14 protein-coding genes, 2 pseudogenes and 1 riboswitch are annotated in these 17,131 nt (G+C 36.5%); of the genes and pseudogenes, 6 read left to right on the top strand and 10 right to left on the bottom strand.

Annotated features, from left to right (window positions below):
• Positions 1-26: 26 nt before the first annotated feature.
• Positions 27-923 carry a tRNA 2-thiocytidine(32) synthetase TtcA gene (ttcA, locus tag AC5LXI_RS11905; protein ID WP_493442525.1) on the bottom strand — a complete coding sequence of 299 codons (897 nt, stop codon included), beginning with the start codon at positions 921-923 and terminating at the stop codon, positions 27-29.
• A 14-nt stretch (positions 924-937) separates the two neighbouring features.
• Complete coding sequence (gene yeiP / locus AC5LXI_RS11900; protein WP_493442524.1) at positions 938-1,510, bottom strand: elongation factor P-like protein YeiP; 573 nt, start codon at positions 1,508-1,510, stop codon at positions 938-940.
• Between the two features lie 103 nt (positions 1,511-1,613).
• Between yeiP and AC5LXI_RS11895 the strand changes: the two genes are divergently transcribed.
• Together AC5LXI_RS11895 and AC5LXI_RS11890 are read left to right on the top strand one after the other, a co-directional pair.
• Complete coding sequence (locus AC5LXI_RS11895) at positions 1,614-1,880, top strand: YkgJ family cysteine cluster protein (protein WP_493442523.1); 267 nt, start codon at positions 1,614-1,616, stop codon at positions 1,878-1,880.
• A gap of 179 nt (positions 1,881-2,059) precedes the next feature.
• Positions 2,060-3,526 (top strand): amino acid permease, encoded by a 1,467-nt coding sequence (locus tag AC5LXI_RS11890; protein WP_493444301.1) that lies wholly within the window; start codon positions 2,060-2,062, stop codon positions 3,524-3,526.
• Positions 3,527-3,636: 110 nt separating this feature from the next.
• Here AC5LXI_RS11890 and infA read toward each other — a convergent pair whose 3' ends face one another.
• From infA to bamD, 6 genes and pseudogenes are all read right to left on the bottom strand, one after another.
• Positions 3,637-3,855 carry a translation initiation factor IF-1 gene (infA, locus tag AC5LXI_RS11885; protein WP_025315083.1) on the bottom strand — a complete coding sequence of 73 codons (219 nt, stop codon included), beginning with the start codon at positions 3,853-3,855 and terminating at the stop codon, positions 3,637-3,639.
• Between the two features lie 224 nt (positions 3,856-4,079).
• Positions 4,080-4,736 carry a nicotinate-nucleotide adenylyltransferase gene (gene nadD / locus AC5LXI_RS11880; protein ID WP_493442522.1) on the bottom strand — a complete coding sequence of 219 codons (657 nt, stop codon included), beginning with the start codon at positions 4,734-4,736 and terminating at the stop codon, positions 4,080-4,082.
• Complete coding sequence (holA, locus tag AC5LXI_RS11875; RefSeq protein ID WP_493442521.1) at positions 4,730-5,734, bottom strand: DNA polymerase III subunit delta; 1,005 nt, start codon at positions 5,732-5,734, stop codon at positions 4,730-4,732. Before holA ends, nadD begins: the two co-directional genes overlap by 7 nt.
• A 2-nt stretch (positions 5,735-5,736) precedes the next feature.
• Positions 5,737-6,231: an LPS assembly lipoprotein LptE gene (gene lptE, locus AC5LXI_RS11870; protein WP_493442520.1), complete on the bottom strand. Its 495-nt coding sequence runs from the start codon at positions 6,229-6,231 to the stop codon at positions 5,737-5,739.
• Positions 6,232-6,267: 36 nt separating this feature from the next.
• Positions 6,268-8,850 carry a leucine--tRNA ligase gene (gene leuS, locus AC5LXI_RS11865; RefSeq protein WP_493442519.1) on the bottom strand — a complete coding sequence of 861 codons (2,583 nt, stop codon included), beginning with the start codon at positions 8,848-8,850 and terminating at the stop codon, positions 6,268-6,270.
• A gap of 265 nt (positions 8,851-9,115) precedes the next feature.
• Positions 9,116-9,838, bottom strand: a pseudogene (bamD, locus tag AC5LXI_RS11860) (outer membrane protein assembly factor BamD); the annotation flags it as partial.
• Between the two features lie 92 nt (positions 9,839-9,930).
• Here bamD and rluD point away from each other — a divergent pair.
• Both rluD and pgeF read left to right on the top strand, forming a co-directional pair.
• Positions 9,931-10,905 (top strand): 23S rRNA pseudouridine(1911/1915/1917) synthase RluD, encoded by a 975-nt coding sequence (rluD, locus tag AC5LXI_RS11855; protein ID WP_493442518.1) that lies wholly within the window; start codon positions 9,931-9,933, stop codon positions 10,903-10,905.
• A gap of 9 nt (positions 10,906-10,914) precedes the next feature.
• Positions 10,915-11,682 carry a peptidoglycan editing factor PgeF gene (gene pgeF / locus AC5LXI_RS11850; protein ID WP_493444300.1) on the top strand — a complete coding sequence of 256 codons (768 nt, stop codon included), beginning with the start codon at positions 10,915-10,917 and terminating at the stop codon, positions 11,680-11,682.
• A 130-nt stretch (positions 11,683-11,812) separates the two neighbouring features.
• Here pgeF and AC5LXI_RS11845 read toward each other — a convergent pair whose 3' ends face one another.
• Both AC5LXI_RS11845 and queD read right to left on the bottom strand, forming a co-directional pair.
• Complete coding sequence (locus AC5LXI_RS11845) at positions 11,813-12,427, bottom strand: 7-carboxy-7-deazaguanine synthase QueE (protein WP_493442517.1); 615 nt, start codon at positions 12,425-12,427, stop codon at positions 11,813-11,815.
• Complete coding sequence (gene queD, locus AC5LXI_RS11840; protein WP_493442516.1) at positions 12,424-12,852, bottom strand: 6-carboxytetrahydropterin synthase QueD; 429 nt, start codon at positions 12,850-12,852, stop codon at positions 12,424-12,426. Before queD ends, AC5LXI_RS11845 begins: the two co-directional genes overlap by 4 nt.
• A 2-nt stretch (positions 12,853-12,854) precedes the next feature.
• A riboswitch (PreQ1 riboswitch) is annotated at positions 12,855-12,900 on the bottom strand.
• Between the two features lie 260 nt (positions 12,901-13,160).
• On the opposite strand from queD, the gene clpB reads away from it, so the two are divergent.
• Positions 13,161-15,725, top strand: a complete 2,565-nt coding sequence (gene clpB / locus AC5LXI_RS11835) for an ATP-dependent chaperone ClpB (protein WP_493442515.1) — start codon at positions 13,161-13,163, stop codon at positions 15,723-15,725.
• Positions 15,726-16,342: 617 nt separating this feature from the next.
• Positions 16,343-17,047: pseudogene (locus AC5LXI_RS11830) on the top strand (HAD hydrolase family protein).
• Positions 17,048-17,131 lie beyond the last annotated feature (84 nt).

Genomic DNA, 17,131 nt, shown 5'->3' with positions numbered 1-17,131 from the left:
GTAGGTTTAATGAAAAGAGCTAATTGCTAGTTGGCTTCTTTCCAAAGAATTAGATTTTGATCATCGAGTTCGGATGAATCAAATCCGACCATAGGTGGCAATTGTTCACGATCAAAGGCTAAATCGCCTCCATTGACATCAATATCTCCTTTCTTAATACCTTTGAAATCATAAAGCTTGGTATCACATAAATGCGAAAGGGTAATATTTTGCGTGGCACGAAACATAGTTTCTATACGACCAGGAAACTTTTTATCCCAATCATTTAGCATCTCTTTGATCACTTGACGTTGCAAATTAGGTTGTGAACCACAAAGATTGCATGGAATGATTGGAAATTGCTTAATTTCAGCATATTTAGCGATATCCTTTTCTTTGCAGTAAGCAAGGGGGCGAATAATAATATGTTCGCCCGAATCATTCATCAATTTTGGTGGCATAGCCTTGAGTTTACCGCCATAAAACATATTTAAAAACAAGGTTTCCAAAATGTCATCACGATGATGTCCAAGCGCTATTTTGGTTGCACCAAGTTCAGTTGCAGTGCGATATAAAATACCACGTCGAAGCCGAGAACAGAGCGAACATGTAGTTTTGCCTTCAGGGATTTTTTCTTTAACAATACCATAAGTATTTTCTTGAACAATTTTATATTCAATACCTAAGGATTCTAGGTATTTTGGTAAAACATCTTCAGGAAATCCCGGTTGTTTTTGATCTAAATTGACTGCAACTAATTCAAATTGCACGGGTGCACTGATTTTTAAATTAATGAGAATGTCTAGCAATGTATAACTATCTTTACCGCCTGATAGACAGACCATTATACGATCGCCTTCCTCAATCATATTAAAATCAGCAATTGCTTCGCCAGTAAGGCGACGCAATCGTTTATGTAATTTATTTTGATTGTATGTATTCATCGCGATTTAATTGATTATTCCGCTCTACTCATATATCGGCGTTCAGCAATATGAATTTTAACTTTTTCGTGATTATCAATATATTCAGGTACTTGAATTACAAGGCCAGTAGAGAGTGTAGCCGGTTTAGTGCGTGCACTTGCCGAAGCACCTTTAATACTTGGTGATGTTTCAATGATTTCAAGTTCAACTGTTTGTGGTAATTCTAAAGCTACCACTTCACTTTCGGCCATTAAAACTTGAATACCATCCATACCACCTTCAGGGATAAACAGAAGTTCTTCTTCAATTTGATCTTTCTTAAAAATAAACGGTGTATAGTCTTCATTATCCATAAATACATATTCATCACCATCAATATAAGAAAAGCTAACAGGACGTCGAAATAGTTCGATAGTATCTAAAATATCATCACCTTTAAAACGTTCTTCAACTTTGCCACCAGATTTAACATCGGTAAAACGCATTTTATAGAGCGTACTTGCACCACGGGCGCTAGGGCTTTGTACATCAATTTCCTTTACAAGTAACAATTTACCGTTATAGGTGATGGCATCACCACGTTTTATTTCATTTGCTTTAGCCATAATACATTCTTCGTATTCAATAGAGTTAAAAATTAGTTCGCTATTTTACCCTTAACTTGCTATTGTCACCAATAAAATTTATAACACAAATTTATATAATCTAATGGCTGATTCATTCCAATGTCGAAAAAACTGTGGAGCATGTTGTATTGCGCCGTCAATCTCATCTGTTATGCCCGGCATGCCTAATGGTAAACCAGCAGGTGTAGCTTGTCTCCATTTGGATGAAAATTATCAATGTAAATTATTTGGTAAATCAACCAGACCTAAAGTTTGTAGCCATCTAAAACCATGTTTTGAAATGTGTGGCACGAGTCGTAATCAAGCGTTCGATTATTTAACTCAATTAGAACAGTTAACTAGCAACTAAGTATTGCTAATATTTAACATATCCGCCGTATTATTAGAATTATTTATCTCGCACATAAATTTTTTTGATACACTTCACGCACTTTATTAGCTAATGATAAATATTGAAATAAATTAGCTTAAATCAGTTACTAAACTACAGCATTTTAGATAGTAACTAAGATATTTAGTAAATTTAATCTGTTTAACAAGAAGAAAATTGATATGACTAAAAAATTAAAGCGTGATTTGAAAGCTCGCCATTTAGCAATGATCGCTATTGGTGGTTCAATCGGTACCGGGCTATTTGTTGCTTCTGGTGCTACGGTTGCACAAGCAGGTCCAGGAGGCGCATTACTTTCGTATGCAATTATCGGCATAATGGTATATTTTTTAATGACTAGCCTAGGTGAGCTTGCTGCTTATCTTCCTGTTTCAGGAACATTTGCTACCTACGGAGCACGCTATGTTGATGAAGCCTTTGGTTTTGCTATTGGCTGGAATTATTGGTATAACTGGGCGATTACTGTTGCTGTTGACTTAGTTGCAGCGCAATTAGTTATTTCCTATTGGTTTGATGCAGGTGCTTATAGTTGGTTATGGAGCTTATTGTTCTTAAGTATCATCTTTTGCTTGAACTATATTTCTGTAAAAGGCTTTGGTGAAGCAGAATTTTGGTTTTCATTAATCAAAGTGGTTACTGTAATATTATTTATTGTGGTTGGTCTATTAATGATAATTGGTATTTTACAAGGTGCTGAAAATGCTGGTTGGAAAAACTGGGAAATAGGTGATGCTCCATTTGTTGGGGGATTCTCATCAATGATTGGCGTTGCCATGGTTGTAGGTTTTTCATTCCAAGGTACCGAACTTATTGGAATTGCGGCGGGTGAATCAAAAGATCCCGAAAAAAATATTCCCAAAGCTATGAAGCAAGTTTTTTGGCGAATACTACTATTTTATATCTTTGCAATTTTAGTTATTAGTTTAATTATCCCTTACACTGATCCTAACTTACTGCGTAATGATGAAACTGATATCAGTGTTAGTCCATTTACTTTAGTTTTCCAACATGCAGGATTATTATCGGCAGCAGCTATTATGAATGCGGTAATTTTGACCTCAGTTCTTTCTGCGGGTAACTCTGGTTTATATGCTTCAACACGCATGCTATACGCATTAGCTAAAGAAGGTAAAGCACCTAAGATTTTCAGTCGGTTATCTTCATCAGGTGTGCCTGATATGGCCTTATTTGCAACAACATTAGTTGCAATGCTTTGCTTTTTAACTTCGCTATACAAAGATCAAATGGTCTATTTATGGTTACTAAATATGTCTGGTATGACAGGGTTTATTGCATGGCTTGGTATTGCCATTAGCCATTATCGTTTTAGAAAGGGTTATGTCTTGCAAGGACGAGATCTCAATAAATTACCGTATCGTTCAAGTTTTTTCCCATTTGGGCCTATTTTTGCTTTTGTACTTTGTTTGACTATAACGCTAGGTCAAAATTATCAAGCATTTTTACAAGATACCATCGATTGGAATGGCGTTATTGCAACTTACATCGGTATTCCATTATTCTTGTCTATTTACTTTAGTTATAAGATTGTTAAAAAGACAAAATGGATAAAATACGATCAGATGGATTTTTCCCAAATGGATTAATCAAGCTAAATTAGAATTGTGCTTCCGTCGACGTTTGTCGACGGAATTGTATTAAAAAAGAGAAAATTAACTGGTTAATAATTTAAAAAATAACAAGTATGATAACGATATTAGCGACTACGGAATATGATACGTGCTTTTGAAAGATCGTAAGGTGTCATTTCAACAGTTACTTTATCGCCAGTAAGAATACGAATGTAGTTCTTTCTCATCTTTCCAGAAATATGTGCAGTAACAACGTGACCATTTTCGAGTTCAACACGGAACATCGTGTTTGGAAGTGTATCAAGAATAGTACCTTGCATTTCAATGTTATCTTCTTTTGCCATTGGGGCCTCTTAATATTAAATACAAATTAAATACACTCAAATCAATTAATATCATTCCAATTTCCTTTATGCTTAATTGGAAAAGCGAGTTGATCAACTAAATCGCTAATTTTAGGTGTGCGCAAATCCATTGATTTAAGTATAAACACAAAACAGCTATAATCAGATTATCTAAATATAGCGGCGAAATAATGCCGAAAAAACTCCCAGATGTAAAGTCATTTCTAACATTTCTTTAAATTATAAAGCCCATGTTCATGGATATACCGCCAAACTTTGGGCGGTAATAGCTTTTCACAACTTTGCCGACTATTGATATTTTGCCTGATTTCCGTGGCTGAAATCGTTTCAAGTGGCGTATTAGCAAAATAGATATAACCATTAGGACAATGGTGTAACGCTTGGCTATCTTTGGTTTGATGTTGATTAATCCATGCTTGTAGATTGCAATCGCAACTAGTTTTAGCGTAGCCTGGCCTTTTGCATATAAGTAAATGACAATAATCAACCAGCTTCTGCCACTCTTTCCATGTTGGTAAACTCAGCAGAGAGTCTTGCCCCATAATAAAAGCCAAGCCTGATTGTGGACCATTTTGTTTACGCCATGCTTTAAGAGTATCTATGGTAAAAGAGGGTTGATTAATTAGCTTTGGTTCCAATTCTCGCGTATCGATTGAAAAAAGTGAATAATTCGATATCGCTAACTTCAACATAGCCGAACGTTGCTCTGTTGTGGCTTCTGGTTGAGGTTTATGCGGTGGTGTTCGATTAGGTAACAAACTGATGCTACTTAACCCAACTTCTTCGGCTAAAGCTAAAGCGGGGCGTAAATGCCCATAATGGATTGGATCAAAAGTGCCACCAAATAATGCAGTTAACACTTATCTAATCCCATAAACTGCATAGATAGACTCAAGAGTGCATCCCAAATAGGTAACTCATTATTATGCTTTAAGTTAATTTCGATTTCAGTTAAAGTTGCCAGTAAGGCAAATAGACTTCTAATATCAAAACGATTTAAATAAGCACTATATATTGCTCTCCTATTTTGCCAAACTCGATATTCATCAAAAACTTGGCGAGGGGTTTTCTGTGTTAAAGCCAATTTTAAATTAATCAACAAAATCAACTCACGTTGAACAATACGCATTAATATCAAAGGCTCAAAATCATTCATCTTAAGCTGTTGCAAAACATGCATTGCACGCTTGGCTTTATTAGAAATCATTGCATCAACCCAATGAAAAGGCGTAAATATTGCTGAATCATTAATATTAGATTCTACTTGCTCATAAGTAATAGTTTGATTTGGGTAAAGTAACTGTAATTGCTCAATAATTTGCGTTAAAGCCAACAAATTACCTTCATAACAATAACTGAGTAATTCAATAGCAGGTTGCTCAATGGTCATATGCATTTGTTGCAAATAGGTTTTTATCCATAATGGTAATTGTGCGGCTTGCGGTGTTGCACAATTTACAACCACTAATTTATTAGATAAAGCCTTATACCATGGTGCATTTTCTTGAGCCTTCGTTATTTTAACCAAACTGATTATTAATCCAATATCAGGCGTTAACATTTCACATAAGGTATTTAACTTTCCGGCAACTGAAACATTGAGCACACCTTCACCGATATCTAAATAGAGTAAGGTTTTACTTGAAAATAGATTCATCGCTTGACAACTATCATACATTGCCGACCAATCAGTTTGACCGTTTATTGTGAAGGAGCGTTGCTCGTCATATTCAGCTTGCTTAAAAGCCTTACGTAGTTTGGTTTGCGCATAATGTTGCAAGTAAGGATCACTACCTAAAATTAAATAATAGGGCGATCCTAATTGTTGAGTGATTTTTTCGGCACTAATTTTTATCATCGTTAATTAACAGCATCAATCGATTTTAATTTACGGATGATCTGTTTTGCGGCTTGCTTATACATTTCGTCTTCAATTAAATTCTGTTCTACCGTTTTGGCTAAAGCTGCGGCGGGATTATCAAAGAAAGTACGGAACACACGAACGGTAATTGGATGAATTTGTTCACCAGCAATTATTACTTGAGCATTAACCGTTAATATTAATTGATATTCTGCCGCTTTACCATCTCGATAGATTGATATAGTGCTTTTATTCAATGAATCACCAATTATTCTTAGTGATGGATATTTAGCTACCTCGTTAATATTAGCTAAAGTTACCTCATTATCGCGTAGTAACTCTTTTATATCTCTTGATAAACGACCATAAGGATCACCACTAATATAAGAAAGCGTCTTAAAACGAGCTGGAACCTCAGTTTCATGTTGCAAATGAAATCCACATCCAGTTAGCGATATTGTCAATAAAAATAGTAAAGCTAAATATTTTTTCATTGGTAGTACCACCTATATCTAAGTTATTCAGCCATATTAACTTACAACCAGATTCAATAATTTACCTGGCACATAAATCACTTTACGAATTGTGGCATCGGCCAAGTATTTTTGAATATTTGGCTCTTGTTTGGCTTGCTCTACAACAAAATCTTGCTGGGCATTTGCCGGTACAGTGAATTTACCGCGTACTTTACCATTGATTTGCACAACAATTAACTTTTCATCCTCAACCATCGCTGACTCATCAGCAATTGGCCATGAAGTATTATCAATCGTTTCACTATGACCTAATGCTTGCCACATAACAAAACAAGCGTGCGGCATCATAGGATAAAGTAATCGAACCACAGCATTTAAAGATTCGTTCATTAATGCACGATCTTGATCGGTCTCTTGTGGTGCTTTTTGTAACCGATTCATAAACTCCATTACCGCAGCAATAGCTGTATTGAAGGTTTGACGACGACCAATATCATCACTCACTTTGGCAATTGTTTTATGCAATTCACGACGTAGAGATTTCTGATCGGCATTTAATTTAGTAATATCAAGCGCGACAACTTCACCAAGTTGAGCATGTTCAAACACTAAACGCCAAACACGTTTAATAAAGCGGTTAGCACCTTCAACCCCTGATTCTTGCCACTCAAGGGTCATATCGGCAGGTGATGCAAACATCATAAATAAACGCACAGTATCCGCACCGTATTTTTCAACCATCTCTTGCGGATCGATACCATTATTTTTCGATTTTGACATCTTTGTCATACCAGCATGAACAAGTTCATTACCGCTGCTATCTGTAGCTTTAGCAATACGGCCTTTATCATCACGTTCAATGGTTACTTCTGTTGGTGAAACCCAAATACGTTCATTAGTAGGGCTGGTGTAGTAGAATGCATCAGCCAAAACCATACCTTGACAAAGTAAACGTTTTGCTGGCTCATCTGATTTGACTAATCCGAAATCACGCATCAATTTATGGAAGAATCTAAAATAGAGTAAATGCATAATCGCATGTTCAATACCTCCAACATACTGATCAACAGGCAACCAATAGTTTGCTGCATTTTCATCTAACATACCTTTGTCATAATGAGGGCAGGTATAGCGAGCATAATACCAAGACGACTCCATAAAGGTATCAAAAGTATCTGTTTCTCGTAGAGCGGGTTGACCATTGACGGTGGTTTTTGCCCAATTAGGATCCGCCTTAATAGGGCTGGTGATACCATTCATCTCAACATTTTCAGGTAAAATGACCGGAAGTTGATCTGCCGGCGTTGGAATAGTTGTACCATCTTCAAGGGTTACCATAGGAATTGGCGCACCCCAATAACGTTGGCGAGAAACGCCCCAGTCACGTAAACGGTAATTCACCTTGCGGTTACCAATACCCAAAGCAATTAGTTTATCGGCAATAGCATTAAATGCCTGTTCAAAATCAAGACCATCAAACTCGCCAGAGTTAAACAATTTACCGTGTTCGGTATAAGCTTGCTCAGAAAGATCCGGTGCTTGATCATCTTTATTCAAAATAACTGGTTTGATTGGTAGATTATATTTGGATGCAAATTCATAATCACGCTCATCGTGCCCCGGAACTGCCATTACCGCACCAGTGCCGTATTCAATTAACACAAAGTTAGCAATCCAAACGGGGACTTTATTACCGGTCAATGGGTGAATGGCAAAAAATCCAGTCGCCATACCTCGCTTTTCCATTGTCGCCATATCAGCTTCAGCGGTTTTGGTTGTTTTACATTCAGCAATAAACTCAGCAATTTTCGCATTGTTCTGCGCAGCTAATTGAGCAAGAGGATGTTCAGCCGCTACTGAAACAAAACTCACACCCATTAAGGTATCGGGGCGAGTGGTATAAACACGTAACTTATCGCTATAGTTTTCAACCGCAAAATCAAATTCCACACCTTCTGAACGACCGATCCAGTTACGTTGCATGGTTTTAACCTGTTCTGGCCAGCTTTCAAGTGTATCTAAATCATTTAATAACTCATCAGCATATTGCGTGATTTTGATAAACCATTGTGGGATCTCTTTACGCTCAACAGGCGTATTACAGCGCCAACAACAACCTTCAACTACTTGCTCATTAGCTAGAACGGTTTGATCGTTAGGGCACCAGTTAACCGCTGACGTTTTTTTATAAACTAAGCCTTTCTCAAAAAGCTTGGTAAAAAACCATTGTTCCCATTTATAATATTCAGGACGGCAAGTCGTAACTTCACGATCCCAATCATAACCAAAACCAAGTAATTGTAATTGCTTTTTCATATAAGCAATATTTTCATAAGTCCATTTAGCGGGAGCAGTATTGTTTTTAACGGCTGCGCCTTCTGCGGGTAAACCAAATGCGTCCCAACCGATTGGTTGTAAAACATTTTTGCCATTTAAACGTTGATAGCGTGAAATCGTATCACCGATTGTATAATTACGGACATGACCAAGATGCAGACGACCTGAAGGATAAGGAAGCATTGACAAACAGTAATACTTCTCTTTAGAAGGATCTTCAGTAACGTGGAAAGTTTGTTCTTCTTGCCAATGTTTTTGTACTTTGGCTTCAATTTCATCTGGGCGATATTGTTCTTGCATGACGAATTAATGTCCTATCTATTATTACTAATAAAAATAATTTGCTAATTGTATTGGTTATTGAGGTGTTTTACAAACGATATGTGTATATAAAGAATTATTTGTTGGAAGGAAGAAAATCTGAAAATCATAAAGGAACTAAAAAGCGATGTCTTTTTTGCGTAAGCGGGGGAGAGCCCCGTTACGTTAATAATTAACCACCATTAAATACGCTTAAGAAACGAGAAAAGTACGATTTTTTCTTTTCAACTGGCATATTTTCAAGATTAGCTTGAATCAGTTGATCGACTTTTTGGCTTTCGTCAGCCAAACCTAATTCATTATAAGCTTGACTTAACAACAATAACGCACTCTTAGTTGAATCAGTATCCGGGAATAATGTTAGCATTTGTGTTACACGATTAATTACTGCAACATAGGCACCACGTTTAGTATAAAATTGTGCTACTTTTAACTCATAACGAGCGATACGGTTTTTAAGATATATCAAGCGTTTTTTTGCATCAGCGGTATAACTACTCGTTGGGAAACTCGAAACTAAATAAGTAAAATCTTTAAATGCGGCCATCGCAAATTCAGGATCGCGATCGGAACGATCAACATTAAACCAACCCTGTATAGTATTATCATTTTGGGCCATATTAGTAATGCCGCGCATATAAATTACCCAATCAATATTAGGATGAGTTGGATTTAATTTTAAAAAGCGGTCGATTGACGCAATGGCTAAAGGATAATCTGCGGTTTTATAATAAGCATAAATCAAATCAAGTTGCACTTGTTGAGAATAAGGTCCAAAAGGATAATTTTTATCAATAGTTTCCAAAACAGTAATACTCGATTTTAAATTACCACCTTCAAGCTCAGTTTTGGCTTTATTGTATAGTTCAATTTCTGGCGCATTTTCAACATCAGGCTTTGTACTTGTACAGCCAATTAGTACGCTACTTAAAGCGATGACTAACAAAGTAGATAAACGAAGTTTCATTCGGTTTCAATCCAAAATATAATTAAACATTAAAGGCGATGATTGGTATATAATACTCTAAAATAAAACAGCTTAAAATAGATAAATTATACATGCATAAGTTAAAACTTACATCTGAAATAGAACCAACACAACTCGGAATGCGTTTAGATCAAGCATTATCAGAACTTTTCTCTGATTACTCGAGATCGAGAATTAAAGAATGGATCATCAATAATAAAGTGCTAGTTAATAGTAATATTGTAAATAAACCTAAAGAAAAAGTCCTTGGCGGCGAAAAAATAACCATAAATGTTGAGATCGAAGAAGAAACGTATCATCAACCTGAAAATATTGAACTCAATATTGTTTATGAAGATGATGACATCTTGGTTATTAACAAACCTCGAGATCTTGTTGTTCATCCAGGAGCTGGTAACCCCAACGGCACTGTACTAAACGCATTACTTTATCACTACCCAGATATTTCGCGAGTCCCAAGAGCTGGTATTGTACATCGCTTAGATAAAGACACAACAGGACTAATGGTAGTTGCGAAAACCATAGAAGCACAAACCCATCTAGTTGAATCTTTACAACGTCGAGAAATTACACGTGAATATGAAGCGGTAGCGATGGGGATAATTACAGCAGGTGGCACAATTGACCAACCAATAACTCGACATCCAACTAAACGAACTCACATGGCAGTTTTTCCAACTGGAAAACCTGCAGTAACCCATTATCGGGTCATGGAAAAATATAGACTTCATACCCGATTACGACTAAGACTTGAAACTGGTCGTACTCATCAAATTCGTGTGCATATGGCTCATATTGCTCATCCATTAGTTGGTGATCCGCTTTATGGTGGACGACCAAGACCACCAAAAGGTGCGAGTGATTCATTTATTCAGACGCTACGTGAGTTTGACCGTCAAGCTTTACATGCAACGATGTTACGTTTATATCATCCAATCACAGGCGAACAAATGGAATGGCATGCCCCAATACCTGATGATATGGTAAAATTAATTAATGCGTTACAAGAAGATACTGAACTGCATAAAGACGAACTTGATTGGTAAATAAAAATGATTAAATCAATATATCCTTATTGGCCAGCGCCAAGTAATATTCGTGCTTTTACCTCCACTCGTATTGGTGGTGTAAGCCTTGCTCCTTTTGATAGTTTAAATTTAGGCAGTCGAACTGGGGATGATCTAAATAACATTGTAGAAAATCGTGGTCGCTTAATAAAAGCTGAAAAAATTCCGAGTGAACCATATTGGTTAAATCAAACACACAGTACAACCGTACTTGATATCTCAGAAATAAAAGTAAAACCAGCGACAGGAATGATAGGCAACACCGATCGATTTGAAGCCGATGGCTCTTATACCTCGCAAGTTAATCAAGTTAGTGTGGTATTAACTGCCGATTGCATGCCAGTACTATTTTGCTCAGCTAAAGGGGATCAAGTTGCAGCTGCTCATGCCGGCTGGCGAGGATTATGTCACGGTATTTTGGAGGAAACCGTTAAAAAATTTCAGTGTGACACCAATGAAATTCTTGTCTGGTTAGGACCAGCAATTAGTGCACAAAAATTTGAAGTTGGTGCTGAAGTCAAAGAACAATTTCAAAAATATGATTCAAATGCGCATCATGCATTTAAATTAATCGACGCCAAACAACAAAAATATCTTGCCGACTTGTACATGATAGCTAAACAGCGATTAAAATCGATCGGTATAACTCAAATTTATGGTGGGAATTATTGTACCTATACCGAGCGAGATCTGTTTTACTCATATCGTCGAGAAAATAAGACAGGACGAATGGCAACAATGATTTGGTTTGAATAAAGTCAATAAACTACTTATATGTGATTCATCCTTCCAACACTTTCTCAATAATTTATTTATAAAACGAATTTGTTAGGAATAACTTAGTTATTTTAATATGATTAATTAATAGTAATTAATTAAAAAAAGATCATTCAATATTAGCAAATTTATGTGTTTGCAAACTTAACAGCCACTTATTATTGATACGTTTATGATTTATCATTCCTAACAACTCAATAGTATCGAACATGTTCATTTCGCCATTTATTTCGCAAGGTGACAAATAATAACGCTTAGCTTGAATATGCTGCTCAATATAGTGACAAAAATCGATAAAACCTGTTTGTTTTTCAGCAACAATTCGTACTTCATTAGCCGTTGGTTGTACAATTTTATGATAATGATGTTGATAACAAAATTTAGGGCTCAGTGCGATATAATCAATCAATGGGTTGACCTTTCCAAGCCCATTACTCTCAATAGCAATATAATAGCCAGCTTGCTTCAATTGCAACAACAGCACGGGTAAATTTCTAACCATGGTAGGTTCACCACCGGTGATGATGATATTAGAACTCTTATATTGCCCAACCATAGCCATTAATTGTTCTAAGGTAAAGCGTTTAAACTGACGAAAATTAGTATCACACCAACTACAATTCAAATTACAACCTGCAAAACGAATAAAAATAGCAGGCATGCCGGTGTTATAACCTTCGCCCTGTAAAGACTCGAAGATTTCAACAATGCGATACTCAATCATTTTTCGCTCCGCCGATACTCGCAATAAGAGGTTGGTGTTTCCCAAAGCTTAATCATTGACACTGGTAGAAATTGTGATAGGCGATCAAAAATAAATTTACTCATTCCTTCTGCGGTAGTACGACAAGGAAAAGCAAAAATTTTACGTTGCATTTTTTGCAAAAGTTCGGCTATTTGGCATTCATTAGCATTATTTTGATTATAAAGATAAGCATGATCGAGTTGGTCGATAATTTGCTGTTTTACAACTAATTTTAAATCGGCATAATCCATTACCATATCGGCACTAGAACCACTGGTAATAAGCTCATCTTTTATCTCGACTAACAAACGGTAGGTATGGCCATGAAGGTTATGACATTTTCCATTATGCCCATCTAACATATGACAAGCATCAAATTGAAATTCTTTAGCAATTTTAAACATATATATTCCTAGTTTTTTTACGTGGGATGGATCACGAACCACGGTTAGCTAACTTAAAAGCGCGGTTAATATAAAGGATAAAAACCGTTGTGTCATCTAAATTTTCTTAACATAATCGATGGTTTCTCAAACCACTTTATCTTTTGCCAAGATGCGAGTAAAATAAATACGATTTTGTTTCAAAAAATCTTCAAAAATATTGTCAATCAGCTCTTGAAATTTATTCTTCCACACTTATTTAGTGATTATGCAAATGGATTGAATGTTTATACATTTAAACCAAATCTATTGCTGAGGAGATAAATCATATGAGGTTAGATAAACTCACAAACAAATTTCAACAAGCTTTAGCTGATGCGCAATCAATCGCATTAGGTAAAGACAATCAATATATAGAGCCTGTACATGTGCTGTCAGCCATGTTAGAAGGTAGCAGCATAAACCCATTATTAGCTGCATCAGGTGCAAATGTTCAGGCGTTACAACAAGAATTAAATCAAGCAATTGAGCGTTTACCACAAGTTCAAGGTATTGGCGGCGAAGTTATTCCATCACAAGAATTAGTAAGAATATTAAATCTATGTGACAAGTTATCCCAAAAAAATGGTGATAGCTACATCTCATCTGAGCTATTTATATTAGCGGCTTTAGATGAAAAAAGTAGCCTAGCGGACATCCTTAAGAAAGCGGGTATTACCAAAGAGAAATTTAGCCAAGCTGTCAACCAAGTGAGAGGAAGTGATAACGTGAACGATCCTAATGCTGAAGATCAACGTGGTGCATTAAAAAAATACACTATTGATTTAACTCAACGCGCAGAACAAGGTAAGCTTGACCCAGTCATTGGCCGTGATGAAGAGATTCGCCGTACAATACAGGTTTTACAGCGTCGAACTAAAAATAATCCAGTACTTATTGGTGAACCAGGAGTAGGTAAAACTGCGATTGTTGAAGGATTAGCACAACGAATTGTGAATCGAGAAGTGCCGGAAGGGTTACGTAACAAACGTGTATTATCCTTAGACATGGGGGCATTAATTGCTGGTGCAAAATACCGAGGTGAATTTGAAGAACGCTTAAAAGCTGTATTAAAAGATATCGCCAAAGCCGAAGGTAGCATCATCTTATTTATTGACGAAATTCACACTATGGTTGGAGCAGGTAAAAGTGACGGAGCGATGGATGCCGGTAACATGTTAAAACCAGCATTAGCACGAGGTGAACTACACTGTGTTGGGGCAACCACGCTTGATGAATATCGTCAATACATAGAAAAAGATCCGGCATTAGAACGACGATTCCAAAAAGTCTATGTTGCAGAACCAACAGTTGAAGACACGATCGCAATCTTACGTGGATTAAAAGAGCGTTATGAACTCCATCACCACGTACAAATTACTGATCCGGCAATCGTTGCTGCGGCAACTTTATCACATCGTTATATATCAGATCGCATGTTGCCAGACAAAGCGATCGATTTAATTGACGAAGCCGCATCAAGTATCCGTATGCAAATGGATTCGAAACCAGAATCACTGGATCGACTTGAAAGGCGTATTATCCAACTCAAACTTGAGCAACAAGCACTCAAGAAAGAGTCTGATGATGCAAGTAAAAAACGACTTGAGATGTTAAACGATGAACTTGCTGAAAAAGAAAAGGATTATGCTTCACTTGAAGAAGAGTGGAAGTCAGAGAAGGCTGCACTTTCGGGCACTCAAAATATCAAGGCGGAGCTGGAAAAAGCGCGCACCGAGATAGAACAAGCTCGCCGAATGGGTGACTTAAATAAAATGTCTGAACTACAATATGGCAAGATTCCAGAGTTAGAAAAGAAACTTGCTGATGCAACGCAGTTGGAAGGCAAAACCATGAAGTTATTGCGTAATAAAGTCACCGATAACGAAATTGCCGAAGTACTATCCAAAGCAACTGGGATCCCTGTATCAAGAATGTTGGAAAGCGAAAAAGATAAACTACTTCATATGGAAGATGCCTTACATAAACGCGTAATTGGCCAAAACGAAGCGGTTGTTGCTGTTGCTAATGCGATTCGTCGTAGTCGAGCAGGGCTATCTGATCCTAATAAACCGATTGGATCTTTCCTATTTTTAGGGCCAACTGGGGTAGGCAAAACCGAACTTTGCAAAGCATTAGCTAACTTCATGTTCGACAGTGAAGATGCCATGGTGCGAATCGACATGTCCGAATTTATGGAAAAACACTCTGTGGCTCGCTTAATCGGTGCGCCTCCTGGATATGTAGGTTATGAAGAAGGTGGCTACTTAACCGAAGCAGTGAGACGTCGACCATATTCTGTCATTTTACTCGACGAAGTTGAAAAAGCACATCCGGATGTATTTAATATCCTATTACAAGTGCTTGATGATGGCCGATTAACTGATGGGCAAGGTAGAACTGTGGATTTTCGTAACACTGTCATCATTATGACTTCTAATCTAGGTTCAGACCTAATTCAAGGTCAAGTTGAACTCAGTTACGACGAAATGAAAGCCCTAGTCATGACAGTGGTAACCAAACACTTCAGACCGGAATTTATCAACCGAATTGATGAAACAGTGGTATTCCACCCACTAGGCCAAGAAAACATTAAAGCAATTGCTAAAATACAATTAGCACATGTTGAAAAACGCCTAGACGAACGTGGATATGAAATGGATATCTCTGATGCTGCACTTGAACAACTTGCTAAAGTTGGCTTCGATCCAATTTATGGTGCAAGACCATTAAAACGTGCAATACAGCAAGAGATCGAAAATCCACTAGCGCAGCAAATTCTATCTGGCAAATTAGTGCCGGGTAAAACGATTCATCTAGATTTAGATGATGGTAATATTGTTGCAAAACAATAAGCTTACTTATTGAGTCGAATTCTCAACAATATTAATAAGCTAAAAGCCTGAAAAGTAATTTTCAGGCTTTTTTTATCGATAGAATTGACTTCCGTATTTTTAATTGAAAATTCATTAAAAGGTCAAAAAAGTTGAGGAATGGGGTTTTTGAAGTGTCTGCTAAAACTGAGATATAAATGGTTCTAGAAAGAATAACAGATTGGAAAAAGAAAAAGCCTGAAAATTTCTTTTCAGGCTTTTATTTTAGGGAATTTTATACTTCAAGTCTTTAGTATAACTAATTTTATTAAAAAATCCAAAAAAAAATCAATTTTTTTTGATTATTTTCAAAATTTAAATTTAATCTATAAACACAAGTCTTATTATTTATAATAAAGTAACCATAACACCTTATTTTTTATTATTTTTCATAAATTGATAAAAATGGCTCGATGTTATTTTTATTTTGCTCCGTCATATTGCTTATCTACAGAATGGGTCGAAATGAACAAAAAGCGAATCAATTTCCCCCTAAGGATGCAAACATGATCAAGTTAATTATCACAGATTTAGATGGAGCGTTCCTAAATAACCAAGGTGACTAGGACCGAGCATTATTTACGCAAGTCTATGAACTAATGGCAAAACAAAACGTGCAATTTGTCGCCTGTACAGGCAAACAGTGTGAACGAGTAGAAGAACTATTTGCTGATTATCTCGATAAAATTTGGATAGTCGGTGATAGTGCTACGACCATCAAACACAAAGGTGAATTTATCTACCGTTCTTTTATTCAAAACCAACTTGGTCAACGTATAATCAACACGCTTGAACAAGTTAGCCAAGAACATGTAATGATTGCATGTACCGCAAATGGTGCAATCATCAAATCTAATTTACCTGCGCACTTAAAACAAAAAGTTCGTGGATCTTATGCAACTGTTATTGAAGTGGATGATTTTAAAACCATCTCAGATGACTTTATTAAAATCACCTTATACGACGAAAAAGGACAATGCTCACAAACATGTACTCACCTTTATGACAAGACGTCTACATCGTGGTATCAGAAGCAGCATGGATAGATATCACCGAACGCAACGTCCATAAAGGCAACACCATCAAAAAAACTACAACAAATTCTAAATGTCACTTATTACGAATCAATGGCATTTGGTGATGGTCTTAATGACATCGAACTACTTGAACAAGCCGACTACAGCTTTGCAATGCGAAACGCTTTGGGCGAAACTAAAGCCGTAGCTAAATTTATCACCGGTCAAAATAATGAAAGTGCAGTTATGAAAACGATACAACTAATGTTAGAACTACAAGTCAAATAAAAAGTTGAGGAACAGGGTTTTTTACCCATTAAAAAACCCGTTCCTCATTTATAATCCATTCATTAAAATCGTTTTAACCCAAAT

It is taken from the genome of Gilliamella sp. LMG 34361, from assembly GCF_984569075.1.
Note: the sequence above shows the minus strand (reverse complement) of the source record. Positions and strands in the feature narration are given on the sequence as shown.

Excerpts from the sequence above, each read along its gene's own strand:
- ttcA (WP_493442525.1), bottom strand. The coding sequence starts at position 923 with ATGAATACATACAATCAAAATAAATTACATAAACGATTGCGTCGCCTT.
- yeiP (WP_493442524.1), bottom strand. The coding sequence starts at position 1,510 with ATGGCTAAAGCAAATGAAATAAAACGTGGTGATGCCATCACCTATAAC.
- AC5LXI_RS11895 (WP_493442523.1), top strand. The coding sequence starts at position 1,614 with ATGGCTGATTCATTCCAATGTCGAAAAAACTGTGGAGCATGTTGTATT.
- infA (WP_025315083.1), bottom strand. The coding sequence starts at position 3,855 with ATGGCAAAAGAAGATAACATTGAAATGCAAGGTACTATTCTTGATACA.
- holA (WP_493442521.1), bottom strand. The coding sequence starts at position 5,734 with ATGATAAAAATTAGTGCCGAAAAAATCACTCAACAATTAGGATCGCCC.
- lptE (WP_493442520.1), bottom strand. The coding sequence starts at position 6,231 with ATGAAAAAATATTTAGCTTTACTATTTTTATTGACAATATCGCTAACT.
- leuS (WP_493442519.1), bottom strand. The coding sequence starts at position 8,850 with ATGCAAGAACAATATCGCCCAGATGAAATTGAAGCCAAAGTACAAAAA.
- rluD (WP_493442518.1), top strand. The coding sequence starts at position 9,931 with ATGCATAAGTTAAAACTTACATCTGAAATAGAACCAACACAACTCGGA.
- AC5LXI_RS11845 (WP_493442517.1), bottom strand. The coding sequence starts at position 12,427 with ATGATTGAGTATCGCATTGTTGAAATCTTCGAGTCTTTACAGGGCGAA.
- queD (WP_493442516.1), bottom strand. The coding sequence starts at position 12,852 with ATGTTTAAAATTGCTAAAGAATTTCAATTTGATGCTTGTCATATGTTA.
- clpB (WP_493442515.1), top strand. The coding sequence starts at position 13,161 with ATGAGGTTAGATAAACTCACAAACAAATTTCAACAAGCTTTAGCTGAT.